General features: G+C 69.7%; 21 protein-coding genes, 1 tRNA gene and 1 pseudogene. 10 read left to right on the forward strand and 13 right to left on the reverse strand.

What is annotated here, in order from left to right; translation table 11 throughout:
- Positions 1-27: 27 nt before the first annotated feature.
- Complete coding sequence (locus BBH68_RS12015) at positions 28-498, reverse strand: GatB/YqeY domain-containing protein (RefSeq protein WP_065961554.1); 471 nt, start codon at positions 496-498, stop codon at positions 28-30.
- A 77-nt stretch (positions 499-575) separates the two neighbouring features.
- On the opposite strand from BBH68_RS12015, the gene BBH68_RS12020 reads away from it, so the two are divergent.
- Positions 576-1,505 (forward strand): metallophosphoesterase, encoded by a 930-nt coding sequence (locus BBH68_RS12020; protein ID WP_174589013.1) that lies wholly within the window; start codon positions 576-578, stop codon positions 1,503-1,505.
- A gap of 140 nt (positions 1,506-1,645) precedes the next feature.
- Positions 1,646-1,719: transfer RNA gene (locus BBH68_RS12025), tRNA-Pro, on the forward strand.
- Positions 1,720-1,732: 13 nt separating this feature from the next.
- Here the strand turns inward: BBH68_RS12025 and BBH68_RS43065 are convergent.
- Positions 1,733-2,428: pseudogene (locus BBH68_RS43065) on the reverse strand (replication initiator); the annotation flags it as partial.
- A gap of 464 nt (positions 2,429-2,892) precedes the next feature.
- Here BBH68_RS43065 and BBH68_RS39225 point away from each other — a divergent pair.
- The 5 genes from BBH68_RS39225 (at position 2,893) to BBH68_RS12050 (ending at position 7,551) form a co-directional block, all read left to right on the forward strand.
- Positions 2,893-3,408 (forward strand): hypothetical protein, encoded by a 516-nt coding sequence (locus tag BBH68_RS39225; RefSeq protein WP_076970951.1) that lies wholly within the window; start codon positions 2,893-2,895, stop codon positions 3,406-3,408.
- A gap of 224 nt (positions 3,409-3,632) precedes the next feature.
- Positions 3,633-4,028 (forward strand): hypothetical protein, encoded by a 396-nt coding sequence (locus BBH68_RS41430; protein WP_141712985.1) that lies wholly within the window; start codon positions 3,633-3,635, stop codon positions 4,026-4,028.
- Positions 4,029-4,347: 319 nt separating this feature from the next.
- On the forward strand, positions 4,348-6,549 hold the full coding sequence (locus tag BBH68_RS12040) for a glycoside hydrolase domain-containing protein (RefSeq protein WP_065961559.1): 2,202 nt from the start codon (positions 4,348-4,350) through the stop codon (positions 6,547-6,549).
- Positions 6,550-6,606: 57 nt separating this feature from the next.
- A complete protein-coding gene (locus tag BBH68_RS12045) occupies positions 6,607-6,897 on the forward strand; it encodes a hypothetical protein (protein ID WP_245738021.1) in 291 nt (96 codons plus the stop codon).
- Positions 6,898-7,143: 246 nt separating this feature from the next.
- Positions 7,144-7,551, forward strand: coding sequence for a hypothetical protein (locus BBH68_RS12050; protein WP_245738022.1), 408 nt, complete (start codon positions 7,144-7,146; stop codon positions 7,549-7,551).
- A gap of 281 nt (positions 7,552-7,832) precedes the next feature.
- On the opposite strand, the gene BBH68_RS12055 is transcribed toward BBH68_RS12050, so the two are convergent.
- Positions 7,833-8,438, reverse strand: a complete 606-nt coding sequence (locus BBH68_RS12055; RefSeq protein ID WP_065961565.1) for a TetR/AcrR family transcriptional regulator — start codon at positions 8,436-8,438, stop codon at positions 7,833-7,835.
- A 116-nt stretch (positions 8,439-8,554) separates the two neighbouring features.
- Between BBH68_RS12055 and BBH68_RS12060 the strand changes: the two genes are divergently transcribed.
- A complete protein-coding gene (locus BBH68_RS12060; protein WP_065961613.1) occupies positions 8,555-9,436 on the forward strand; it encodes an NAD(P)-dependent oxidoreductase in 882 nt (293 codons plus the stop codon).
- A 214-nt stretch (positions 9,437-9,650) separates the two neighbouring features.
- Here the strand turns inward: BBH68_RS12060 and BBH68_RS12065 are convergent, their stop codons facing one another.
- The gene (locus BBH68_RS12065; RefSeq protein ID WP_065961568.1) at positions 9,651-10,463 is read right to left on the reverse strand and encodes a VOC family protein; all 813 of its coding nucleotides are present in this window, start codon (positions 10,461-10,463) and stop codon (positions 9,651-9,653) included.
- A 292-nt stretch (positions 10,464-10,755) separates the two neighbouring features.
- Here BBH68_RS12065 and BBH68_RS12070 point away from each other — a divergent pair, with 292 nt between their 5' ends.
- A complete protein-coding gene (locus tag BBH68_RS12070; RefSeq protein WP_065961570.1) occupies positions 10,756-12,042 on the forward strand; it encodes a cytochrome P450 in 1,287 nt (428 codons plus the stop codon).
- A 102-nt stretch (positions 12,043-12,144) separates the two neighbouring features.
- Positions 12,145-14,037, forward strand: a complete 1,893-nt coding sequence (locus BBH68_RS12075) for a S9 family peptidase (RefSeq protein WP_065961615.1) — start codon at positions 12,145-12,147, stop codon at positions 14,035-14,037.
- Here BBH68_RS12075 and BBH68_RS12080 read toward each other — a convergent pair.
- The 9 genes from BBH68_RS12080 to BBH68_RS12120 all read right to left on the reverse strand — a co-directional run bounded on the left by BBH68_RS12080 (position 13,973) and on the right by BBH68_RS12120 (position 24,427).
- Positions 13,973-14,848: an SURF1 family protein gene (locus BBH68_RS12080; protein WP_065961572.1), complete on the reverse strand. Its 876-nt coding sequence runs from the start codon at positions 14,846-14,848 to the stop codon at positions 13,973-13,975. The genes BBH68_RS12075 and BBH68_RS12080 overlap by 65 nt on opposite strands.
- A 184-nt stretch (positions 14,849-15,032) precedes the next feature.
- Entirely contained in the window at positions 15,033-16,250 is a 1,218-nt protein-coding gene (locus BBH68_RS12085) for a hypothetical protein (protein WP_065961573.1), read from the reverse strand.
- Positions 16,247-16,822, reverse strand: coding sequence for a SigE family RNA polymerase sigma factor (locus tag BBH68_RS12090; RefSeq protein WP_065961575.1), 576 nt, complete (start codon positions 16,820-16,822; stop codon positions 16,247-16,249). Before BBH68_RS12090 ends, BBH68_RS12085 begins: the two co-directional genes overlap by 4 nt.
- A gap of 371 nt (positions 16,823-17,193) precedes the next feature.
- A complete protein-coding gene (locus BBH68_RS12095; protein WP_065961576.1) occupies positions 17,194-18,273 on the reverse strand; it encodes an aspartate-semialdehyde dehydrogenase in 1,080 nt (359 codons plus the stop codon).
- Complete coding sequence (locus tag BBH68_RS12100) at positions 18,270-19,541, reverse strand: aspartate kinase (protein ID WP_065961578.1); 1,272 nt, start codon at positions 19,539-19,541, stop codon at positions 18,270-18,272. The genes BBH68_RS12095 and BBH68_RS12100 overlap by 4 nt, the downstream gene beginning before the upstream one ends.
- A gap of 307 nt (positions 19,542-19,848) precedes the next feature.
- Entirely contained in the window at positions 19,849-20,514 is a 666-nt protein-coding gene (locus tag BBH68_RS12105) for a DUF5063 domain-containing protein (RefSeq protein WP_065961580.1), read from the reverse strand.
- Entirely contained in the window at positions 20,507-21,106 is a 600-nt protein-coding gene (gene recR, locus BBH68_RS12110; RefSeq protein WP_065961582.1) for a recombination mediator RecR, read from the reverse strand. Before recR ends, BBH68_RS12105 begins: the two co-directional genes overlap by 8 nt.
- Before the next feature lie 223 nt (positions 21,107-21,329).
- Positions 21,330-21,665, reverse strand: a complete 336-nt coding sequence (locus BBH68_RS12115; protein ID WP_076970946.1) for a YbaB/EbfC family nucleoid-associated protein — start codon at positions 21,663-21,665, stop codon at positions 21,330-21,332.
- 170 nt (positions 21,666-21,835) lie between these two features.
- Positions 21,836-24,427: a DNA polymerase III subunit gamma and tau gene (locus BBH68_RS12120; RefSeq protein WP_065961617.1), complete on the reverse strand. Its 2,592-nt coding sequence runs from the start codon at positions 24,425-24,427 to the stop codon at positions 21,836-21,838.
- Positions 24,428-24,479: the final 52 nt, after the last annotated feature.

Below are 24,479 nucleotides of genomic sequence, written 5' to 3' on the forward strand. Positions count from 1 at the left end.
GTCTGTCTCTTCGCCTCAGTCCTCGCCTCAGCCCTCGGCGAGCCGCCGCTTGACCGCCGCGGCCACCCGGCCGCCCTCGGCCAGGCCCGCCACCTTCGGGTTCACGATCTTCATCACCGCGCCCATCGCCCGCGGCCCCTGCGCCCCGCCCGCCGCGGCCTCCCGCACGGCCTCGGCCACCAGCGCGTCCAGCTCCTCGTCCGTGAGCTGCTTGGGCAGATACTCCGCGAGCACCTCGCCCTCGGCCCGCTCCCGCTCGGCCTGCTCCGCACGCCCACCCTGCGCGAACGCGTCGGCCGCCTCGCGGCGCTTCTTCGCCTCCCGCGCGATGATCTTCTCCACCTCGGCATCGGACAGCTCCCGGGCGGCCTCGCCCGCGACCTCTTCCTTCTGGATCGCGGTGAGGGTCAGCCGGAGCGTGGAGGAGCGCAGCTCGTCACGCGTCTTGATCGCTGCGGTGAGATCGCCCTGCAGCCTGGACTTGAGCGTGGTGGTCATGTCGTCGAGTCTGCCAGCCCTCGCCGGGAATCACCCGAAGATTTATCGCCCGGCCACGGTCTGCGACCATGGGGACCATGCGCGCGCGATACGGAGTACCCCTCGGAATCACGGCGGTCGGCGCCGCCGGCCTCGCCTACGCCGCCGGATTCGAAGTCCGGTCCTTTCGCCTCCGACGGGTGACCGTCCCCGTACTGCCACGGGGCATGCGTCCCCTGCGCGTGCTCCAGGTCTCCGACATCCACATGGTCAGCGGCCAGCGCAAGAAGCAGCGCTGGCTCCAGTCCCTCGCCGGCCTCCGCCCCGACTTCGTCATCAACACCGGCGACAACCTCTCCGACCCGGAGGGCGTCCCCGAGGTGCTGGACGCGCTCGGCCCCCTCATGGAGTTCCCCGGCGCGTACGTCTTCGGCTCGAACGACTACTACGGCCCCAGGCTGCGCAACCCCGCCCGCTACCTGATGGAGAAGGCCAGCGGCAAGCACGGCCTCAACGGCAATCCCCCCGTCGTCGGCGCGATCCACAACCCGTGGGAAGAGCTCCGCGACGCCTTCGACACGGCCGGCTGGGTCGGCCTGTCCAACACCCGCGGCCGGCTGAAGCTGGATGACGTGGAGATCGCCCTGACCGGCCTGGACGACCCCCACATCAAGCGCGACCGCTACGGCCAGGTGGCCGGCGGCCCCGAATCCGGCGCCGACCTCTCCCTGGCCGTCGTCCACGCCCCCTACCTGCGCGTCCTCGACGCCTTCACCGCCGACCGCTACCCCCTGATCCTCGCCGGCCACACCCACGGCGGCCAGCTCTGCATCCCCTTCTACGGCGCCCTCGTCACCAACTGCGACCTGGACGCCCGCCGCGTCAAGGGCCTCTCCACCCACCACGCCGCCGGCCACACCTCCTACCTCCACGTCTCCGCCGGCTGCGGCACCAACCGCTACACCCCGGTCCGCTTCGCCTGCCCCCCCGAGGCCACCCTCCTCACCCTCACCCCACCCACCCCCTGAGCCCCTTCTCCCCCCCTCCTCCCCCTGCTCTCCACCGCCTCCGGCCGCCGAACGACCGCCGCCCCCGCCCCGACCTGCGAGCCCTCGAAAACCGGATTTCGTGTCTGGCCACGGGTCCGCTAAAGTAGAGCTCGTTGCTTCGGGGTGTAGCGCAGCTTGGCAGCGCGCTTCGTTCGGGACGAAGAGGTCGTGGGTTCAAATCCCGCCACCCCGACACAGGTCAGAGGGCCCGGTGTGTAAGTTGCACCGGGCCCTCTGTCATGCGTACAGCAGCGGACGAGGGTGGTTTCCTCACTCGCCTCGGGAGCCCCCGCGGGACGTGCTTGCTCGGCGCGCCAGGCGCGGCGTACGTCGCGGAGTGCGCCGAGGGTGGTGGAGTAGCGGCGGGATTTGCTGGAGGAGTGGCCCCGGAAGCCGAGCATGTGAGCCCATTTCCAGAGCCTGAGTTCGGCGAATTCGGGGAGGTGGCCGAGGTTCCAGGCGGTGCGGATCACCTCGCGGACGTGGCCGTGCACAGGCAGGTCCGTGATGGGTTCGGACTGTCCGGTGCCCTCACACGACTCGCAGAGGTCGCGGAAGCCGTCGGGGCTGGTCTGGTAGCCGCGTCCGGTGCAGTGGGGGCAGCGCAGGGAGCGGTCCACGGTGCCGGAGTCCTCGGCGCTCTTGGTGGCGTACTTCGCGACGTGGGCGGCGACCTTCTGATCGGTCAGTTCATCGTCCCCAAGTGCGGCGATCTCCCGGATGTCCAGCTGATCACCCCACACGACCTCAACGAAATGGACGGTGGGGCCGATAAACGCGCCACGCCACAGCGCGTGGCGTTGCCAGTCCAGTGGCCAGAGACAGTTCCGGTCAGGGTCGATCGCGGCGAGCTGCGCCCACATGGGCCCCTGCGCCGGGCTTTGGGCCGGCCCATCTCTCCGCCTCAGGTTCGCCATGTTCCACCCGACCGACATCAGCTCCCGTCCACGTCACCCCACACCGCGTTCCGCCTCGAAGCCAGGCGCGCGTGGTCCCGCCCGTACGAGCCGGACAAGGCGAGTTTGTTCTTCCAGGCTTGCCCACCCGGCTCCCACACCACCAGAGGTGACGATCGGCGTAGATGTCGAGTGTGACGCAACACACAAAACCTACAGAGTGTCACCTTTTGGCCGTTAATCACTGGATTCTTGCTGCATTATGCAGCAACGCGCTGACACTGTGTGACTGCAATTTTCTTGCTCTCGTTACCCCTCCCTGAGTCCCCCTGTGATTCCCGACTGCTCCGTGGATAAAGTTGCCGTCGACCTGAAGCTGGCCCGCTCTACAGCGCATAGACGCCAGCACGACAAAGGCAGTTTGCTTGACTCCTACAGGAGTCCGCGCTGCCGTGGGGGGGTACACATTTATGAGCACCACCGTCTTACACACGGCCGTCGCAGCCACAGCTTTGGCCGCGGCGGTCTTGACCGCACCGTCGGCAGTCGCTGCGCACGAGCCCGAAATTCAGGCATCAAAGAAGGCTGACGCCAAGACAAAGTTCTTCGTCCAAGCCAACCCGCAGGCTGTCGCAGCCGCCGCAACCGTATGCGGAACCGGATTCGACCAGGTGAGCAGGGTAGTTCCATTGCCCGAAGGGACCGACCCCCGAGAGCGCCTGGCTACCCTTTTCACCTACATCAACAGCAGTGGGAAGGGTTGCGCGATACTCGACAACAACGTCGGTAGCGCGCGATACATGTACCTTAAAGTGTGCGATATTAACGGCACTCATTGCGACACGGACTCGGGCACCTTCAGTCAGTATGCAGGGCCCGTATACGTCCCCAGTGTCGCCTGCGCGCCCGTGACCGCCAAGATGGGCAAGACTTCCAGCGATCTCTTCATTAATTACAAAAATGAATACGTCTTTCCGTGCAATTAAGGATGCAAATGTCCTGGAATTCGGCGCGCTCTCTCGCTCTAGTTGGGTTAGCCGCTTCTGTCGCACTGACCGCCTGCGGGGCGAATAAAACCCAGAACGCGAGCAGTCCAGCCTCCACCAAGCCGACGGAATCTGTCCGACCTGGACCGGGGAATGCAGCCAGGGAGGCACACCAGGGCCCCGGTCACCAGGGAAGCAAGACAGACCAGAACGCTCGTGAGGCCATGGAGGAGCGTGCTCGGAATGCCCCCAGCGGTGACCCTGTCGGCCCAAGGACCACCGACATTCCCGAGCCCGAAGACTACGGGTACGGGCGCGCCGCTGCCACGGCACAGGGTGGCGAGGTTGTTGCCTATGGTCCGAGCATGGAGGGCGGTCGCATGATCGTGCCGCTAACGGTCAAGAACCGGGGCGATGAGCGAGCGTCCTACAAGGTCACTGTGACAGTCAAAGGGAAAAACGATCCGTCAATGACCAAGACGGCATCGGCCAAAGTGACTGGTCTGTTCAAGAACACAACGTGGCCTACCCAGGTCGATGTCACTGGCGTCGGGGTGAAGGACGTGAGGGATCTCGTCGTCACCTTGAAGGTGACCAAGACGATTAATCGGTGGCAGTAATTGCGTGCAGCGCGGGGGCTTAGGCCAACGTTCGGGTCGACACCGAATTGAGGCCTCGGCTAAGGGTCGCGCTTGAGTAGCTATTCCGGCTAGCGATCCGCAGGAGATGCTCTCTGACGTAACGGCCGAGAGCTTCCGCATGGAGGTGCAGGCGGCAGAGATCCGGGGGGGCCTGTCCAGCCCATATGAAACGTAAAAGCAACCGGGGGAATTTCTGTATTCCGGACGGCCCGCTTGGGTGGGACGGCTAGCCGTCAACACCTGGTCATACCAAATGCGCGAGATGCACCTTTCTTGTCATGAACGCTGAAGGGATATTATGGCTGACGCATTGGTCGAAAGAGCCCAGCGATTCATCAATACGACCTACGCCGACGGTGCCACCCTGGGAATCTCCAAACTGGAAGTGAACGGCAAGACTGGCTGGCCCGTCATGTATGCCCTCACTCGCGCCCTCCAATACGAGATGGGCATCGACAACCTGTCAAACTCCTTCGGCCCGACAACGCTGTCCACGCTGCAGACGAAGTACCCCAAGCTGGATGACTCCACGGTGCCGTCGGCAATCTTCTGCCGCATCCTCCAGTCCGCCCTGTACTGCAAGGGTTACGACGGAGGCGAGATCGACGGCATCTACAACTCGCGCGTCAAGGACGCGGTGGCAAAGCTGAAGGCCGATATGGGCGTTGACACCGTCTACGCGGGCAGCTCCCTTGAGCCGAAGGTCGTCAAGGGCCTGTTCAACATGGACGCCTACGTCACCGTCAACAACGGCTCGGACGAGATCCGCTCCATCCAGCAGTGGCTCAACATGCGGTACATCAACCGCAAGGATTTCTTCATCGTCCCCTGCGACGGTCACCATTCCCGCGACGTGGCCAAGTCCATGCTGTTCGCGATCCAGTACGAGTTAGGCATGGCCGACGGCACCGCGAACGGCGTCTTCGGCCCCGGAACCCAGTCCGGCCTGAAGTCACACACCGTCGGCGTCGGCGCCACCGGCACATGGCCGCGCCTGTTCACCGCGGCGATGATCCTGAACAAGCGGAATGTACCCTTCGGAAACTTCACCGCCGAGGTCAAGACCGGTGTTGAAGACTTCCAGTCGTTCGTCAAGCTCCCCGTCACCGGCTTCGGTGACTTCCAGACCTGGGCGTCGCTGCTCGTCTCCTATGGCGACCAGTCCCGTAAGGGCACCGCTTGCGACTGCGTCACCATGGTCACTCCGCCGCGTGCGCAGGCGTTGAAGGACGCCGGCTACAAGTACGTCGGCCGCTACCTGTACAACCCGTCCAGCACGAACCTGCCTGAAAAGCAGATTCAGCCCCTAGAACTTGAGACGATCAAGTACTACGGGTTGCGCTGCTTCCCGATCTACCAGACGTGGTCCCGGTCCGCAGATTACTTCAAGTACTCCCAGGGCTGCATCGACGCAACCAACGCCATCGAATGGGCACAGATCCACGGCTTCAAGCCGGGCACGATCATCTACTTCGCGGTCGACTACGACGCGATGGACGGCGAGGTCACCAACTACATACTCCCCCACTTCAAGGGCATCTATCGCACTGTCGGCGAGAACTCCAGCTACGGCGTCGGCGTCTACGGTCCCCGCAACATCTGCCAGCGCGTTGCCGATGCCGGATATGCGGCCGCCAGCTTCGTCTCCGACATGTCGTCCGGCTTCGCCGGGAACCTTGGCTACCCGCTGCCGACGAACTGGGCATTCGACCAAATCGCTACGGTCAAGGTCGGCTCCGGCGACGGTGCGATCGAGATTGACAACAACATCGCCTCCGGCCGCGACACCGGCCAAGGCGACTTCAACGCCGAAACACCGATCACCAGCGGGCTGGACACCGATCTCGACCAGACCAAGTACCGGGCCGAGATGCTCAAGGACGTCCAGACGTATCTGACGTCGATTGGCGTCCCGGAAACTGGCGGCGAAGGCTGGACCGCGGACGGCGACTGGGTCACCTACGGGATCGTCTCCACGACGGAGGCATTCAACCTGGTCGTGAACGCGGATTGGCTGTTCACAAACCTGGCCCGCACCCTGAAGTTACGCAAGGCTCTCATTCAGGCGCCGGTCCTGTGGGAGCTGCGCAAGCTCAACCTGCTCGACGCGCTCGCCGACGAGGCCGTGAAAAACGGACTGAAAGACGACTCCAGCACCGGCTGGGGCCAGATTTTCGCATGGGTGACCATTGAAGCCCGCAACTACTGCATACAGAAGGGCATCATCAACGGCGTCCCACTGACCAGCGACGACAAGCGTGCGGTGTGGAACAACCTTCAGGAGTTTGAGTACAACATCCCGTCTGCGGCGTACCTGACGATCTACAACGCGCACCAACTCGGGATCGCCCGCCCGTCGCTGACCACCAGCCAGGCGGACACCCAGAAGCTGCTGGCCCGGTACAACGGCACCGATGGCAGGGCGGAGCAGTATGGACGCGAGCTGATCGGCTTGTACAACGTGCTGGAGAACTACAACAAGCTCAGCCGCGCCCAGTAGGCCGGGATATCGATCGTGAAGAATGAGCACATGTGGAAGCTGCGTATACCCGTGGCCGTGAACCTGCTGCTGGGTATCCCGGCCATCGTTCCGCTATTCCTGGCGTGGTACATCATGTCGAATGGGCCGCTGGCAGCCCTCGGGTGGACACAACAAGACGCGAACGAGAACGACGGGATACTTGGCTGGCTGGTCATCGCCGCGCCGGTGTTCGGCCTGTTCGGCCTGATCTGGGGGCTGGCCAATGTGCGGATGCGCCGCAGGACAGCCGTCCGGGCAATTCGGTACTGGATGGTGTGCACGGCTGCGTCCATCGTGCCGTTCTTCGCGATCTTCGGTCTGTTCTGACAACCTTGCGAAAGGGATACAGGAAACGTGGACCAAGAGATAACACGGCGGACGGTCGTCAGGACCACTGCCGTCATCGGCGCAGCCGCCGCCGTCAGCTCGGTTCTGCCCGCCACATCCGCAGCGGCTGCTGAGGGCCCCAAACCGAAACGTCCAGCTACCTCGGCGAACGGGTGGACGATCCAGACGAACTCAGACCGCGACTCACAGGTATGGACCCGGCCAGTGGCCGGTACGGGGTTGAGCGTGCCGGTGTGGATCGGTGACGTTGAGACGGTGCTGCTGCACGTGGTACGTCGCTTCCACTACGAGGTGGAGGAGATCGCCAAGGTGGACCTGGCCGGCTGGCGTCCCCTCAAGGGGCTGCGCCGGGACCTTGCGGAGTCGAACCTGGCGTCGGGTTCGGCGGTGCAGATCCGCCCGGGTGCAGGTGCGAAGGGCTCCCTCTTCCCACTCCAGGTGGCCACGGTGCGGGACATTCTCGCGGACTGCCAGGGTGTCGTGCGGTGGGGCGGTGACGACAAGCCCGCAGACGAGTCGCTGTTCTACATCAGCGTCGGCCCGCAGGACGGGCGCCTGACCAAGGTGGCTGCCACGATTCGCGGTTGGGACGCGACGCCGGGCGAAGGCGCGGGTGTAATCGCCGTCCGGTAGGCAGCGGCTAGGCAAAGGGCCGCGCGGTCGGGTGCTGCGCGGCCCTCATGGGAGTGCTCCTATACAAAGGGCATCCGGCTCGGATCCCACCCGAACGTCACTCGGGACGAAGAGGTCGTGGGTTCACATCCCGCCACCCCGACACAGGTCAGAGGGCCACCTACCGGTTTTGGTAGGTGGCCCTCTGCGTTACCGCGGTGCAGGCGCCCGCGTCCGCCAAGTCCGGCGTCGGCGCTGGCCGATGAGTCTCGGCATGGTGGGTCGATCGCCTGCCGCGCCGGTCAATCGGCCTTGCTCACCGCGGCGTCGAGGAGGGGTCCGAGTTCCCGGGCCGCGGTGGTCAGGGCGCGGACGTTCCGCTCGGCGCGGGCGATGATGATCGCCCCTTCCAGGGTGCTGATCATGAGCGTGGCGAGGGCGGTGGCCCGGTCCTCGGGCACTCCCATGCCTGCCAGGGCCCGGGCCACCGCGCCGGTCCAGTGGCCGAGCGCGGCGGCCGCGGCCTCCCGTGTGGAGTCGGTGGACTCCGCGCAGTCCACGGTGGCGGCGGCCACCGGGCAGCCGCCCGCGAAGCCGGTGGTCCGGTACTCGTCGGTCCACTGGCGCACCATCTCGGCGAACAGCCCACTGGGCGTCGGCTCGGGCAGGGCGGAGAGGAAGCGGGCCACCCGGTTGGCCGCGTACCGGCCCGCCCAGCCCACCGCCTCGTTGACCAATTGCTCCTTGCCGCCCGGGAAGTAGTGCTGGAGCGAGCCGCGCGGTGCGCCCGCGTGGGCGGCGACCTCGCGCATCCCTGTGGCGGCGACCCCCTCGCGCCGGATGAGCTGGGCCGCGCTGAAGACCATCCGCTCGCGCGGCCCGCGCCCGGACGTCTCGTTCGCCGCCATCCCCGACCCCTCTCCAGCCATTCCCCGCGCGTGCGCGTGTCCAGCCTATGACGGTCGTCATAGGGCCGACTATTATGACCGCTGTCATAGTCGGCTCGGACGCATGGCGGTGCATCGTGTACGTGGGATTCGTCGGCCTCGGAGTCATGGGGCGGCCCATGGCGCTCAACCTCGCCCACGCGGGCACTCCCGTGGTGGTCTGGAACCGCACTCCGGCCAGGTGCGAACCCCTGCGGGCCGCGGGAGCCGAGGTCGCGGCGAGTCCCGCCGAGGTCTTCGACCGGGCCGGCACCGTGTTCCTCATGCTGGCCGACGAGACCGCCGTGGACGCGGTCCTGGGACGCGGCACCCCCGACTTCGCCGCGCTCGTCGCCGGACACACCGTCGTCCACATGGGAACGACCGCGCCGGATTACTCGGGCAGCCTGGAGGACGACATCCGGGCGGCCGGCGGCAGATACGTCGAGGCCCCGGTGTCCGGCTCCCGGGTCCCGGCGGAGCAGGGGCAGTTGGTGGCGATGCTGGCGGGCGACGAGGACGCCGTGGCGGCGGTGCGGCCCCTGCTCGCCCCCTTGTGCCGGCAGGCGTTCGACTGCGGCCCCGTACCGGGTGCCCTGTTGCTGAAGTTCTCGGTGAACCTGTTCCTGATCACGCTGGTCACCGGTCTGACCGAGGCGTTCCACTTCGCCGACCGGCACGGGCTGGACCGGCGGCTGTTCCTGGACGTGCTGGACGCGGGGCCGTTGGCGAGCGCCGTCTCCCGGATGAAGGCCCCCAAGCTGCTGGCCCGCGATTTCGCGGTGCAGGCGGCGGCCTCGGACGTACTGAAGAACAACCGGCTGATCGCCGAGGCCGCCCGGAAGGCCGGCCTGGCCTCTCCCTTGCTCGACGTCTGCCACACCCTCTTCGACGAGACCGTGGCCCGGGGCCACGGCGGCGAGGACATGGTGGCCGTGCTGCGCGCGCTGGAGGCGCGGACCGCTGAGAAAGGAGTTTGAACAGTCCCTTTGGCCGACGGACTGGGCCTGCGAGCGTGTTTCCTAGCACTGCTAGGCTTCGGGCAGCAGCTCCGGCGTTGGGATCGCTTCCACTTCGTTCGCGTGGCGGTCATCGTCAGCGCCTTCGCCCTCTTCACGATCGCCCTCGTGTGACGGTCCGCCCACGGGGGGTCTGCGCCTCGGTCCGGCCGCGGGGAGGACGCCTCGAGCCGGCTCAGGTGCCGACGTCGCCGAGCCCCGCGCCCGCGGAGTCCCCCGCGCCGCTCGCCGCCTCCGCCCCGTCCGCCGCCTCCGTCGCCGCCGCGATGCTGAAGAGCCCGCCCTCCGGGTCGCGGAGAGCCGCGATGCGGCCGTACGGGGTGTCGGCCGGGGCGGAGATGATGCCGCCGCCGAGGGCGGCGGCCTGGGCGGCGGCGCGGTCGACGTCGTCGACGCAGAAGTAGACGTGCCAGCGGGGGCGGACATTGGGGTCGGGGGCGGCCTCCAGGGCACCGCCGCGCAGCCCGGCGACGGCCTTGCCGTCGATGTGCAGGACCACCCGGTCGTGCTCGAAGCGGACGTCGCAGCGCTCCTGGCCCTGGGCGTCCCAGCTGAAGACGTGGCCGTAGAAGAGCGCGGCCTCGAACGCGTCGCGGGTGCGCAGTTCCAGCCAGACGGGGGCGCCCGGCCGGCGCTCACCCCACCAGGCGGAGGACAGCTCGCCTTCCCAGACGCCGAAGACGGCGCCGTCCGGGTCGGCCGCCCAGGCCACGCGGCCGCTGCCGAACTCCAGCGGGCCGACGGCGACGGTGCCGCCGCGCTCGCGGGCACGCCAGGCGATCTCGTCGGCGCTGTCGGCCGCGAAGTAGGTGGTCCAGGTGACCGGCAGGATCGCGCCCGTGGCGGCGGGGGTGCCCATGCCGACGGTGGGCGCGCCGTCCGGGGTGAACGCGATGGTGTACCGGCCGTGGCCGTGGCGGCTGGGCCGGAAGCGCCAGCCGAAGAGGTCTCCGTAGAAACTCTGGGCGCCCTCCAGGTCGGCCGCCATGAGACTGACCCAGCACGGCGCGCCTTGGACGGCGCGGAATCTCTCCCGCCTCTCCACGGCCGCTCACCTCATTCCGCCTCCGCGTGCGCGGAGCGGTCGTCCTTCCGCGTGCGCGCAGCCTTCACCGTCCCACATGATGCCCGTTAGGTCCACTTTCCTCCGTTTGCCCGGGGTCCGCCACCTCAGACGTACGCCGGGTCGTGCGCCGGAGCGCCCGCTGTGGCGTATCACACCGAGCCGCACTACAGAAGGCATTACGGACACCCGGCCAAAGCAAGGCAGTATTGCGCCCATGTCGAATCTCCGCTCAAACATCATGGCCTGGCTGGGGCGCAAGTACTTTTCGCGGCTGCAGAAGAACGGCTTCGACTTGTCCAAGATGTCGTTTCTTCCGGACGCCACGCTGGCCCCGCTGCGGCGCGACGGCCTTGACCCGGTGGCGGATTTGGCCCGCACCAGGACAAAAGAGCCCATAAGCAGGCTTCCGCTGCCTTTCGGGATAAAAGGGTGGCTTGTCACCGGATATGACGAGACCAAGGCCGTGCTGGGCCGGACGAGCGGATTCAGCTCGGATTTCACCAACCTCGCGGAGAAGAACATCGGGATCGCCGCCCAGCAGAATCCAGGAGGCCTTGGCTTCAGCGATCCACCGACGCATACGAGATTGCGACGCCTGCTGACGCCGGAGTTCACCATGCGCCGGCTCAGCAGGCTCACACCGCGGATCCACTCCATCGTCGAGGAGCGGCTCGACGACATGGCCGCGACGGCCGCGCGCGACGGCTCGGTCGACCTGGTGCAGGCCTTCGCCCTGCCCATCCCCTCCCTGGTCATCTGCGAGCTGCTCGGCGTGCCGTACGAGGACCGCGCCGACTTCCAGCAGCTGAGCATGGCGCGCTTCGACCTGTTCGGCGGGGCGGACGCCTCGTTCGGCGCGATATCCGACTCGCTGTCGTATCTGCTGGACATCGTCAAGAAGCAGCGCGAGACGCCCGGCGACGGGCTGCTGGGCATGCTGGTCAAGGAGCACGGCGACGAGATCGGCGACCAGGAGCTGGCCGGGCTCGCCGACGGGGTGCTCACCGGCGGCTTCGAGACGACCGCCAGCATGCTGGCGCTCGGCACGCTGGTGCTGCTGCGCAGCCCCGAGCGGTTCGCGGAGATCCGCGACAACGACGACGTGGTCGACCGTTTCGTCGAGGAGCTGCTGCGCTACCTCACGGTCGTCCAGGTGGCCTTCCCGCGGTTCGCCAAGGAGGACATGGAGATCGCCGGTACGAAGATATCCAGCGGCGATCTGGTGCTGTGCTCGCTCAGCGGCGCGAACCGCGACGAGCGGCTCGGCCCGGACATGGAGCGCTTCGATCCGCACCGGCAGACCTCCTCCCACCTGGCCTTCGGCCACGGCATCCACCGGTGCATCGGCGCCGAGCTGGCCAAGATGGAACTCCGCGCGGCCTATCCCGCGCTGGTGCGGCGGTTCCCGGAGATGCGCCTGGCCGTCCCGCCGGAGCAGCTCTCGTTCCGGAAGCTGTCCATCGTGTACGGCGTGGACGCGCTGCCGGTGACGCTGAAGTAGCCCTGCCGGTCATCCGCCGGGTGCCGGGTGCGTTGGCGAGGATCACGGCATCGGACGCCGGGCGGAATCGGGTTTGATGGGGGGATGAATGACGCACAGACCATGCCCGACTGGGAGAAACGCTTCCGGGCTCCGCGCGTCTCGCTGCCCGACTGGGCCGAGGACGCGCCGGACCGGGCGCTTTTCGTGTCCAACGCGACGGGGACGTACGAGCTGTACGCCTGGGACCGGGCGACCGGGGCACAGCGCCAGGTGACCGACCGGCCGAACGGCACGACGGACGGGGTGCTCTCGCCGGACGGCCAGTGGATCTGGTGGTTCTCGGACACCGACGGCGACGAGTTCGGGGTGTGGATGCGCCAGCCGTTCGTCCCGGGCGACGAGGCCGAGGCCGGGGCCGACGCCGGGGCCGGGGCCGGGAGGGACCGGCAGGCAGGCGACGAGACGGGCCGGAAGACGAGCCAGGAGACGGACCGGGCGAGCGGCGGCGGGCCGGACGAGCCCGCGACGCCCGGACTCGCCCCCTCGTACCCCGCCGGCCTGGCACTCGGCCGGGACGGCACCGCCGTCGTCGGGCGGTCCACGGACGAGGACGGCTCGACCGTCCACGTCGTACGGCCCGGGGCCGCGCCCGAGGAGATCTACCGCCACCGCGAGTCGGCCGGGGTGGGCGACCTGTCGTACGACGGGACGCTGATCGCGATCGAGCACACCGAGCACGGCGACGCCATGCACTCGGCGATCCGGGTCGTACGGCTGGACGGCGCCCCGGTCGCGGAGCTGGACGACACCAAGGGCGGCACCCAGGAGCTGGGCCTGTCCGTCATGGGGTTCGCGCCGGTCGCCGGCGACACCCGGCTGCTGGTCGGGCACCAGCGGCGGGGCCGCTGGGAGCCGATGGTGTGGGACCCGCTGACCGGCGTGGAGACGGCCCTGGCCATCGACCTGCCCGGGGACGTCGGCGCCGACTGGGTCCCGGACGGGACGGCGCTGCTGGTCGAGCACAGCTACCAGGCGCGCAGCGAGCTGTGGCGGTACGACCTCGCCTCCGGCGAGCTGACCCGCCTCGACACCCCCACGGGCACCATCTCGGGGGCGACGGCCCGGCCGGACGGCACGGTCGAGTTCCTGTGGTCCTCGGCGGCCGAACCGCCGCAGGTGCGCTCGACGAGCGGACGGGTGGTGCTCGACCCGCCGGGGCCGCGGGCGCCCGGGTCGGTGCCGGTCACCGACGTTTGGGTGGAGGGGCCCGGCGGGCGGGTGCACGCCCTGGTGCACCCGCCCGCGGGCGAGGGTCCCTTCCCGACCGTCTTCGACATCCACGGCGGGCCGACCTGGCACGACAGCGACGCCTTCGCGGCGGGCCCGGCCGCCTGGGTGGACCACGGCTTCGCGGTGGTCCGGGTCAACTACCGGGGCTCGACGGGATACGGGCGGGCGTGGACGGACGCGCTCAAGCACCGCGTCGGCCTGATCGAGCTGGAGGACATCGCGGCCGTACGCGAGTGGGCGGTCGACTCGGGGCTCGCCGACCCCGAGCGGCTGGTGCTGGCCGGCGGCTCGTGGGGCGGCTACCTGACGCTGCTGGGGCTCGGCACCCAGCCGGAGGCGTGGGCGGTGGGGCTCGCGGCCGTGCCGGTCGCGGACTACGTCACGGCGTACCACGACGAGATGGAGGCCCTGAAGGCGATGGACCGCACGCTGCTGGGCGGCACGCCGGAAGAGGTCCCCGAGCGCTTCGAGGCGTCCTCACCGCTCACGTACGTGGATGCCGTACGGGCGCCGGTCTACATCTCGGCGGGGGTCAACGATCCGCGCTGCCCCATCCGGCAGATCGACAACTACGTGGAGCGGCTGGCGCGGCGCGGCGCCCCGCACGAGGTGTACCGGTACGACGCGGGGCACGGCTCGCTGGTGGTGGAGGAGCGGATCAAGCAGTTGCGCTTGGAGATCGAGTTCGCTCAGCGTCACCTTCGGCCCCGGCAGGAGCGGTAGCGGTCGGCGCGGCTTCGGCCGGGCCGGCGGGGGAATCCGACGGGGCGATCCCGAGCGCCAGGTCGCGCGCCGTCTCCGCCTCCCGGCGGAACAGCCGGAACCACATGAAGACGACGAAGCCCGCGAAGACGAACCACTCGCCGGTGTAGCCGAGGTTCTGGAACGCCTTGAGGTCGAGCCCCGTGCCGTCCGCGACGGCCGGGGGCACCGGCTTCAGGGCGCCGGGGGCGGAGGTGGAGGTGATCCACGCGTCGTACACCTGGTACGGCACGAGGTTGACCAGCGAGGCGGCGCTGATCATGCCCAGCTGGCCGCGCGGCAGCCCGCCGCGCGCCCGCACCCCGTCGCTGTCCTGGTGCTCGGACGCCTGCAGCGCCCCGGTCACGGTCACCTCACCGGCCGGGGGCGCGGGCACCTTGGCGACGTCGGCCCTGTCGTCGGCGTCGCCGGGGAGCCAGCCCCGTACGACGGGCAGCGCCTTGCCCCCGTCCGTACGCAGCAGCGTCAGCACGTAGAAGCCGTCCCGGTCGCCGAGGCGCCGGTCCGGGACGAGCATTTGGTGCGCGGTGTCGTAGCGCCCGGTCGCGATGGCCAGCCGACCCGAGGTCTGGTCGGTGACCGGCAGCAGCGTGCGCAGCGGCTCGGCGGTCTCCTTGCCTGCGGCCGAGCGGTCCTGCTGCTTGTTGTGGGTGTCGACGCGCGCCTCGAAGCGGCTGAGCTGCCAGCTGCCCATGAACAGGCAGACCGGGATCGCCAGCACGGCGAAGATGTTGATCACCCACCAGCGGGGCGTCAGCAGGAACCGATACACACCACCACGGTACGGGCCGGGCGCGGCGGCGCTGCTGTCGGGGCACGGTTCGCCGTCGGTTTCGGGGCGCGAGCCCCCCGTTCCGCGGCACGGGCCCCCGGTTTCGGGGCGTGGCCCGTACCCGGTTCGCGTCACGGCTCGCCCCGGACCCCGCCGGCAGGTGCCCGCCGGGGACGGGCCGGGCTCAGGAGCCGGCCAGGACCCCGGTGCGGTAGATCGTCCCCGCGCAGGCGCCGTTGAGCGTCACACTCGCCGCGACCGGCTCGCCGGCCTCCGGTGTGTAGCTGACCAGGACGCTGCCGGCCGGCTGCTCGCCGTCGCCGCCCGTGCCCGGGCTGTCGCCCGGACCGCCCGAGCTGGGCTCGCCATCCGCCGCGGAGGCCGAGTCCGGGGTGGGGTCGGGGCTCGGCGGCGTGGTGCTGGTGTTGGAGCAGCCGGAGGTGCCGCCGCCCGACTGCGGGATCCACGCGAACCGCACCTCGTACGCCTGGCCGGGCTTCAGGATGAGCTGGCCGGGCGCGGTGGCCGGGTCGGGCAGGCCGCCGGCCTCGTCGCCGGAGGTGTGGTCGACGACGAAGATCCGCGAGCTGTCCGCGCCGCCCTGCGGGCTCGGGCTGACATTGCCGCCGCCCTGGACCGTGCAAGGGGTGTCGGAGATGTTGACGACCCGGAACGAGCCGTAGACCCGCCCCTCGGCGTCGGCCGTCCCGGTCGTCCCCGTGGCACTGCCGAGCTGGGCGCGGGTGCAGGTGGGCGAGGTGGCGTTGAGCGTGCTGGAGGGGTCGGGGGCCACGCCGCCCGAGTCGCCTCCCGGCTTCTTGGACGGGTCGGTCTTCTTGTCGTCCTTGCCCGTGTGCCGCTTGTCCTCGCCGCCCTTGCCGGAGGGGCGGGGAGTCCGGGTCTCTCCGCTGCCCTCGCCGTGCTTGTCCTGGTCCGCGCCGGGCGTGCGGTGGCTGCTGCCGGCGATGGCCGGGCGGTCGTCCGAGCCGCCGGTGGTGGCGACGTGGACCAGCGCGGGCAGCGCGGCCCCGCCGAGCACCACCGCCGCCACGGCGCCGACCAGGGCCTGGCGGCGGCGCGTACGGCGGGCGGGGACGGCGCGCCGCAGGTGTTCGAGGGATTGGGGGGACGGTTCGAGCTCGTCGACGGCGCCGTGCAGGAGCCGGCGCAGTGCGTCCTCGTCCATCACGTCCGGGCCGTGGCCGGAGCCGTGGCCGGAGCCATGGTCCACGTCGCCGCTGGTCGGGTCGCCGTGGTCCAAGTCGCCGCGGTCCGCGCCCTGTCCGTCCCCCGCCGTGTCGTCCGTGTCCGCGGCCTTGCTGAGCGGCGCGGTGCCGTCCGGCTCGTGAGCGTCCCGCCGGTCGGGGTTCCCCGGGGCCGGCTCGTATGTGTCGTCGTTCATGCCGGAGCCTCCATTGCGACGCGAAGCGCCGCGATGCCACGCGATCCGTACGCCTTGACCGAGCCGAGCGATATGCCGAGCGTCTCGGCGACCTGGGCCTCGGTCATGTCCGCGAAGTAGCGCAGCACGAGGACCTCGCGCTGTCGGCGCTGCAGTCCTCTCATTGCCTTGATCAATTGGTCCCGCTCGAGCTGCTCGTACGCCCCCTCCTCGGCGCTGGCCATGTCGGGCATCGGCTTGGAGAGCAGCTTCAGTCCGAGGATGCGGCGGCGCAGCGCCGAGCGCGAGAGGTTGACGACGGTCTGCCGCAGATAGGCGAGCGTCTTCTCCGGGTCCCGGACCCGGCGCCGCGCCGAGTGCACGCGGATGAACGCCTCCTGCACGACGTCCTCGCAGGACGCGGTGTCGTCGAGGAGCAGGGCGGCGAGACCGAGCAGCGACCGGTAGTGGGCGCGGTAGGTCTCGGTGAGGTGGTCGACTGTGGTGCCCGCTGCCATCGCGTCGTCAGTGTCCTCGCGCCCTGTCGGAATCTGCGCGGGGCGCGCGGTCGGCCATGGCGCGATCACCGGCATGCCGCCGGGAATGCGAGGACGCGGGGGCCGCACTGCCGTGCCGCCGCGCCCGGGAACCGTTGCGATGCCGAATACCTCTGCTGCCACGCCAGTTGGACACACTGCTCCCTGTCAGGGTTGTACGCGTGAGACATCGCTTTTGACGATGCGATGAATGTCCCCATGCACACCAACCCGTCCCCAATGCCTGATTTGCCCAACGCCCACTGCGGGGCGGCTGAAAAGACGCTCCCCGCCCGCTGCCGGTTGCAGCGGGCGGGGAGGGATTCTCCTCGCAGATCTTTGCCCCGGTTTGAGCCCCGTTCAAGTGGTCCAGGCCATTGTTCGGGTCACAGAAACCTCACAGTTGCCCGCGCCGGAAGGCCACCACTCTACGCGGCGGCCGTCAGCTCCGCCGCGACGACCTCCGCGATCTGCGCCGTGTTGAGCGCGGCTCCCTTGCGGAGGTTGTCGCCGCACACGAACAGCTCGAGCGCCTTGGGGTCGTCCAGCGAGCGCCGCACCCGGCCCACCCACGTCGGGTCGGTGCCCACGACATCGGCCGGGGTGGGGAACTCGCCCTCCGCCGGGTTGTCGCACAGCACCACCCCGGGCGCGGCCGCCAGGATCTCGTGCGCCTGCTCCACCGTCACCTCGTTCTCGAACCGCGCGTGCACGGCCAGGGAGTGGGTGGTGATCACGGGCACGCGGACGCAGGTCGCGGTGACCCGCAGCTCCGGCAGCCCCAGGATCTTGCGGGACTCGTTGCGGACCTTCAGCTCCTCCGAGGACCAGCCGTCCTCCTTGAGCGAGCCCGCGAACGGCACCACGTTCAGCGCCATCGGCCCGGGGAACGGCCCGGTGTCGCCGACCGCCCGCCGTACGTCGCCCGGCTGGGTGCCCAGCTCCGTACCGGCGACGAGGGCGAGCTGGGCCCGGAGGGTGTCGATGCCCTCCTTGCCCGCCCCGGAGACCGCCTGGTACGAGGAGACGATCAGCTCCTGGAGCCCGAACTCGGCGTGCAGCGCGCCCATCGCGACGATCATCGAGAGCGTGGTGCAGTTGGGGTTGGCGATGATGCCGCGCGGGCGGACCCGGGCCGCGTGCGCGTTGACCTCGGGGACCACAAGCGGCACCTCGGAGTCCATCCGGAAGGCCCCGGAGTTGTCGACGACGACCGCGCCCTTGCTCGCCGCGATCGGCGCCCACTGCGCGGAGACCTCGTCCGGCACGTCGAACATCGCGATGTCGACGCCGTCGAAGGCCTCCTCGCTCAGCGCGATCACCTCGACCTGCTCGCCCCGTACGGCCAGCTTCCGGCCGGCCGAGCGCGGCGAGGCGATCAGCCGGATCTCGCCCCAGATGTCCGCCCGCTCGGACAGGATCGAGAGCATGACGGTGCCGACGGCTCCGGTCGCGCCGACGACGGCGAGCGTCGGCTTCCGGCCATCGGCACCGCCACGGCCGGTCATCGGCCGGTCCCTCCGTAGACGACGGCTTCCACGCTGTCGCTGTCCAGCCCAAAGGCGGTGTGCACGGCCCGGACCGCTTCCTTCACGTCGTCGGCGCGCGTGACGACCGAGATGCGGATCTCGGAGGTCGAGATCAGTTCGATGTTGACCCCGGCGTTGGACAGCGCCTCGAAGAAGGTGGCGGTCACCCCCGGGTTCGTCCGCATGCCGGCGCCGACCAGCGAGATCTTGGCGATCTGGTCGTCATAGCGGAGCGAGTCGAAGCCGATCACCGGCTGCGCCTTGGACAGCGCACTCATGGCCTTGTGACCATCGGTCTTCGGGAGGGTGAAGGAGATGTCGGTCAGGCCGGTCGACGCGGCGGAGACGTTCTGCACCACCATGTCGATGTTGAGCTCGGCGTCCGAGATCGTACGGAAGATGGCGGCGGCCTCACCCGGCTTGTCCGGCACCCCGACGACCGTGATCTTGGCCTCGGAGGTGTCATGGGCCACACCCGAGATGATCGCCTGCTCCATCGGCTGATCCCCTTGTGGTTCGTTGCTGACCCACGTGCCCTTGAGCCCGGAGAAGGACGAGCGGACGTGGATCGGGATGTTGTAACGGCGTGCGTATTCCACACAGCGGTGCAGCAGCACCTTGGAGCCGGAACTGGCCAGTTCCAGCATGTCCTCAAACGAGATCCAGTCAATCTTGCGGGCCTTCTTGACCACCCGCGGGTCGGCGGTGAACACACCGTCGACATCCGTGTAGATCTCGCAGACCTCGGCGTCCAGGGCGGCCGCGAGGGCGACGGCGGTGGTGTCGGAGCCACCGCGGCCCAGGGTGGTGATGTCCTTCTTGTCCTGGGACACACCCTGGAAGCCCGCGACGATCGCGATGTTCCCCGCGTCGATCGACTCCCGGATGCGACCGGGCGTGACGTCGATGATCCGCGCCTTGTTGTGGACCGAGTCGGTGATGACACCGGCCTGGCTGCCGGTGAAGGACTGCGCCTCGTGGCCGAGGTTTTTGATCGCCATCGCCAGCAGGGCCATGGAGATCCGCTCTCCCGCGGTCAGCAGCATGTCGAACTCGCGCCCCGACGGAATCGGGGACACCTGCTCGGCGAGATCGATCAGCTCGTCCGTCGTGTCGCCCATCGCGGAAACCACGACGACCACCTGGTGGCCGTTCTTCTTGGCTTCGACGATTCGCTTGGCGACCCGCTTGATGCCCTCGGCATCGGCAACGGAGGAGCCTCCGTACTTCTGCACGACAAGGCCCACGTGCGCTCCTCACGGCTCTCAGTAATGCGGTCGGCTCAGTCTAACGAGTGGCTGGAAAATACCCCGCCTATATCACATTGCGAGACATATGACTCACGCTGCGATCAGACGTAAGGCCAGGTCGCGCCGCGGAGCCGCATATCAGCACTTTCCGCATCATTTCCGCTTCCCGTCCCCTCCACCCGCTCAGCGACCAACCCTGCCCGCTCCCGCGCAAAGCATACGGAAACGTAACCCAGGTCACACTCGGAGTCACGGTGCGTGCCCGATGCCGGCGGGCCCCTGAACTCGACTCCCTGACGCCTGCTTACGACTTCACGGACCGGATGCCGAGAGGGGCCGCGATCTCCGCCGCCATGACCCGCCCCGCCTCCTCGGCGAGCTCCTCGTCACCGTCCGCGTTGCTGTCGGTGTCCAGGCCGTCCAGCTCGTCCAGCGGGCTGTCCAGCCGCACATGGGCGACCAGCGACTGCAGCGCGCGCAGGGCCGCGGAGGCGGTCGTGCCCCAGTTGGACAGGTACGAGAACTGCCACCACCACAGCGCCTCGCTGATCCGGCCGTCGCGGTAGTGGGCCATGCCGTGCCGCAGATCGGTGATGATGTCGGCCAGATCGTCGGAGATCCGGCAGGCGACGGGCTGGCTGCGCGGCACGTACGGGTCGAAGACCTCGGAGTAGACGTCCACCGGGTCGAGCAGCCGGGCGAAGCGCTCGCGCAGCTCGTCGACGTCCGGCTCGGGGCCGACATCCGGCTCATACCGCTCATCGGGGACGAAGTCCTCGTGCGCGCCCAGCCGCCCGCCCGCGAGGAGCAGCTGGGAGAGCTCGAGCAGCAGGAACGGCACGGCGCTGTCCGGCTCGTCGCCCTTCGCCACCTCCGTCACCGCGACGATGAAGCTCTCGATCTGGTCGGAGATCTGGACCGCGAAGTCGTCCGGATCGGGGTGGGCGGCGTGCAGCGTTGCGTCAGACATCGAGAAGTCTTCTCCCTTCGAAGGCACGCCCCAGCGTGACCTCGTCGGCGTACTCCAGGTCTCCCCCGACAGGGAGACCGCTAGCCAGCCGGGTCACCTTCAAACCCATGGGCTTGACCATGCGCGCCAGGTACGTCGCGGTGGCCTCGCCCTCCAGGTTCGGATCGGTGGCCAGGATCAGCTCCGTGACCGTACCGTCCGCGAGCCGTGCCAGCAGCTCCCGGATCCGCAGATCGTCCGGCCCCACGCCCTCGATCGGGCTGATCGCACCGCCGAGCACGTGGTAGCGGCCACGGAACTCACGGGTCCGCTCGATCGCCACGACATCCTTGGGCTCCTCGACCACGCAGATGACGGCCGGGTCGCGGCGCGGGTCCTGGCAGACCCGGCACTGCTCGGCCTCGGCGACGTTTCCGCACACGGCGCAGAACCGCACCTTCTCCTTCACCTCGGTCAGCGCGTGCGCGAGGCGGCGGACGTCGGCGGGCTCGGCCTGCAGGATGTGGAAGGCGATGCGCTGCGCGCTCTTGGGACCGACGCCGGGCAGCCTGCCCAATTCGTCGATGAGGTCCTGGACCACGCCTTCGTACACGCCCGCTTCCAATCTCGCGCTGACGCGCGGTGGGTTCTCTTCTTACAGACTTCGGTATAAGGCCCGGGTCAGGGCGCCGGGTCAGGGTGCCGGGTCCGGCCGGGGCCGGGCTCGGGCCGGGGCCGGGCTCAGCGGTCCAGCCGGCTCAGCCAACTCAGCGACTCGGCCAACTCGGCAACTCGGCCAAACTCGGCAACTCAGCCGGCTGAGCCGGTTCAACCGCTCAGAACGGCAGACCGGGCATCCCGCCGAGGCCCTGGGCGAGCGGCCCGAGCTTCTGCTGCTGCAGCTCCTGCGCGGCGTTGTTCGCGTCACGCACGGCCGCGACGACGAGGTCCGCGAGGGTCTCGGTGTCCTCCGGGTCCACCGCCTTCGGATCGATGACCAGGCCCTGAAGTTCACCGGCGCCGGTCACGGTCGCCTTCACCAGACCGCCGCCCGCCGAGCCTTCGACAGGGGTCCTGGCCAGTTCCTCCTGTGCCGCGGCGAGGTCCTGCTGCATCTTCTGGGCCTGCTGAAGCAGCTGCTGCATGTTGGGCTGGCCACCACCGGGGATCACGAGCTCACTCCTGCGCTGTCGACAGAGTTCTTCTTTCCGATAGCCCGAGCCTACGTGCTCATCGGTCACCCCGCCCTACGCCGTAGGAAGGAGGACGGGCGGGGCTGTGGAACCCGATTCGGCCACCGCGCGGGGCGAGCGACCGTCGTACGACCGCAGGCCCGCGCCCCCTATTCGTTGGCGATCTCTTCGATGACCGTCGCGCCGAGTTCGCGCACGATCAGGTCGTGGCCGCTGAGCACGCTCTCGTCGAGATCGGGGTCGTCCTCGGCCGGAATGTCGTCCTCCGGCGCGATGGGCGGCGGCTCCGGCTCCCGGTAGGCCGACGGCCGCGCGGGCGGACCCGCCGCGCCGGCCGGCGCCCCGGCGGGGGACGCCCCGGGGGCCCCGGCGGGCGCGGCGGCGGACGCCTGGGCCTGGGGCCGGGGGGCGGGCTGCCGCGGCGGGGCCGCCGGGGCGCCGCCGCCCCCGAAGCCTCCACCGCCGACACCGCCCGAGCCCCCGAAGCCACCGGCACCGCCGGAGCCCCCGGCCGAACCGCCGAAGCCACCGCCGCCGGGGCCACCGGGACCGCCCTGCTGGCCGGCGCCGCCCGTCGGGTCGACGATCGCCTCGATACGCCACTGCACGCCGATCGCGTCACTGAGCGCTTGACGCAGCACGTCCTCACTGCCGCCGCTGACGAAGCTGTCGCGCGCGCCGGCGTTGGAGAAGCCGAGCTGGAGGGTGGTGCCGTCGAAGCCGGTGACCGTCGCGTTCTGACTGAGGAGGATCCAGGTGAAGCGGCGGCGGTTCTTGACCGCTTCCAGGATGTCCGGCCACATCTGGCGCACCTGCATGGCGCCCTGCGCCATGCCCGGCGCGGAGGGCGCGCCGCCGGGGGCACCGGGGGCGGGCGCGGAGGGGCTGGAAGGGCCGGAAGGGCCCGGTGAAGAGGCAGGGGGACCCGCGGGTGCCGCGGGACCGCCGGAGGCGCCACCGCCCTGCCCCGGCGCGGCGGCCGAGGGCCAGCTGCCGGGCTGCCGCCCCGCGCCCGGGACGGAACCGGGAACCGTGGCGGTCGGCCAGGCCCCGGGCCGCGCCGCGGACGCGGCGGGAGCCCCGCCTCCCGTATCGCCACTCTCCGTACGCCCACTGGCTCCGGCCGGACCGCTCCCGGCCGGACCACCGGGGGCGGCCGGACCGCCTGCGGCCGTGGGCCAGGCGCCAGGGCGCTGACCTCCGCCATGGGCCGCCACGGGCTGACCGCCCCCGGGCTGCTGTCCCCCGCCCCCGGCATCGGCCCCAGCCGGGCCACCGGCAGGCACACCACCAGCAGCAGCGCCACCGGCAGCCGAATTACCCGTCCCGGCCGCACCGACACCCGCGCCGGGCGCCGCCTCGGCAGGTGCCGCGCCCTGGCCGGCCCCGCCACGGCCCGTCACGGCCGCCCGCGCGGCCGCCGGGCCGGACGGACCGACGGCCGGGGCGTGGGCTTCGGGCCCCGGTACGTATCCCATGGCAGGCCCCTGGCCCTCGGGCCCCCCGATACCGCCGGCCAGACCACCGCCGGCCCCGGCCCCGCCACCGGGGAACCCGCCACCGCCACCGAGGCCGCCCGCCAGAGCCCCCCGCTCCAGCCTTTCCAGCCGCGACTGCATCGACCGCTCGTCCCCGAACGCCGCGGGCAGCAGCACCCGCGCGCAGATCAGCTCGAGCTGCAGCCGCGGTGAGGTGGCGCCGCGCATCTCGGTCAGGCCCTCGTTGACCAGATCGGCGGCGCGGCTCAGCTCGGCGGCGCCGAAGACGGACGCCTGGGCCTGCATCCGCTCGATGACATCGGCGGGGGCGTCGATCAGCCCCTTCTCCGCCGCGTCCGGCACAGCGGCGAGAATCACCAGGTCACGCAGGCGCTCCAGCAGATCGGCGACAAAGCGCCGCGGGTCGTTGCCCCCCTCGATCACGCGGTTGACGACCTCGAACGCGGCCGCGCCGTCACTCGCGGCGAAGGCGTCCACGATCGCGTCGAGCAGCGAGCCGTCCGTATAGCCGAGGAGCGACGTCGCCATGGCGTACGTCACACCGTCCTCACCGGCGCCCGCGAGCAGCTGGTCCATGACCGACATCGAGTCACGCACCGACCCCGCCCCGGCCCGCACCACCAGCGGCAGCACCCCGTCCTCCACCGGGATGGCCTCGCGCTCGCAGACCTCCGCCAGATAGTCGCGCAGCGTCCCCGGGGGCACCAGCCGGAAGGGGTAGTGGTGCGTACGCGACCGGATGGTGCCGATGACCTTCTCCGGCTCCGTGGTCGCGAAGATGAACTTCAGATGCTCCGGAGGCTCCTCGACCACCTTCAGCAGGGCGTTGAACCCCGCCGAGGTGACCATGTGCGCCTCGTCGATGATGTAGATCTTGTACCGGCTCGACGCGGGCCCGAAGAACGCCTTCTCCCGCAGCTCACGCGCGTCGTCCACACCACCGTGGGAGGCGGCGTCGATCTCGATCACATCGATCGAACCCGGACCGTTCCGCGCGAGGTCGCGGCAGGACTGGCACTCCCCGCACGGCGCCGGGGTCGGCCCCTTCTCGCAGTTCAGACAGCGGGCCAGGATGCGCGCGCTCGTCGTCTTGCCACAGCCGCGCGGACCGCTGAAGAGGTACGCGTGATTGACCCGGTTGTTGCGCAGCGCCTGCTGCAGCGGGCCTGTGACATGCTCCTGCCCGATGACCTCGGCGAAGGTCTCGGGGCGGTAGCGGCGGTACAGCGCGAGGGACGACACGCTTACGACGATATCGGGGCCCACCGACATCCGAGCCCGCCCCGCACCCCCG

It is taken from the genome of Streptomyces sparsogenes (assembly GCF_001704635.1).
Lineage (GTDB): Bacteria > Actinomycetota > Actinomycetes > Streptomycetales > Streptomycetaceae > Streptomyces > Streptomyces sparsogenes.

What these genes read in the sequence shown, in the direction of transcription:
- BBH68_RS12015 (WP_065961554.1), bottom strand. Translation starts at nt 498, where the DNA reads ATGACCACCACGCTCAAGTCCAGGCTGCAGGGCGATCTCACCGCAGCG.
- BBH68_RS12020 (WP_174589013.1), top strand. Translation starts at nt 576, where the DNA reads ATGCGCGCGCGATACGGAGTACCCCTCGGAATCACGGCGGTCGGCGCC.
- BBH68_RS39225 (WP_076970951.1), top strand. Translation starts at nt 2,893, where the DNA reads ATGAGCACCACCGTCTTACACACGGCCGTCGCAGCCACAGCTTTGGCC.
- BBH68_RS41430 (WP_141712985.1), top strand. Translation starts at nt 3,633, where the DNA reads ATGGAGGAGCGTGCTCGGAATGCCCCCAGCGGTGACCCTGTCGGCCCA.
- BBH68_RS12040 (WP_065961559.1), top strand. Translation starts at nt 4,348, where the DNA reads ATGGCTGACGCATTGGTCGAAAGAGCCCAGCGATTCATCAATACGACC.
- BBH68_RS12055 (WP_065961565.1), bottom strand. Translation starts at nt 8,438, where the DNA reads ATGGCGGCGAACGAGACGTCCGGGCGCGGGCCGCGCGAGCGGATGGTC.
- BBH68_RS12065 (WP_065961568.1), bottom strand. Translation starts at nt 10,463, where the DNA reads ATGGCGGCCGACCTGGAGGGCGCCCAGAGTTTCTACGGAGACCTCTTC.
- BBH68_RS12070 (WP_065961570.1), top strand. Translation starts at nt 10,756, where the DNA reads ATGTCGAATCTCCGCTCAAACATCATGGCCTGGCTGGGGCGCAAGTAC.
- BBH68_RS12075 (WP_065961615.1), top strand. Translation starts at nt 12,145, where the DNA reads ATGCCCGACTGGGAGAAACGCTTCCGGGCTCCGCGCGTCTCGCTGCCC.
- BBH68_RS12085 (WP_065961573.1), bottom strand. Translation starts at nt 16,250, where the DNA reads ATGAACGACGACACATACGAGCCGGCCCCGGGGAACCCCGACCGGCGG.
- BBH68_RS12090 (WP_065961575.1), bottom strand. Translation starts at nt 16,822, where the DNA reads ATGCCGGTGATCGCGCCATGGCCGACCGCGCGCCCCGCGCAGATTCCG.
- BBH68_RS12095 (WP_065961576.1), bottom strand. Translation starts at nt 18,273, where the DNA reads ATGACCGGCCGTGGCGGTGCCGATGGCCGGAAGCCGACGCTCGCCGTC.
- BBH68_RS12105 (WP_065961580.1), bottom strand. Translation starts at nt 20,514, where the DNA reads ATGTCTGACGCAACGCTGCACGCCGCCCACCCCGATCCGGACGACTTC.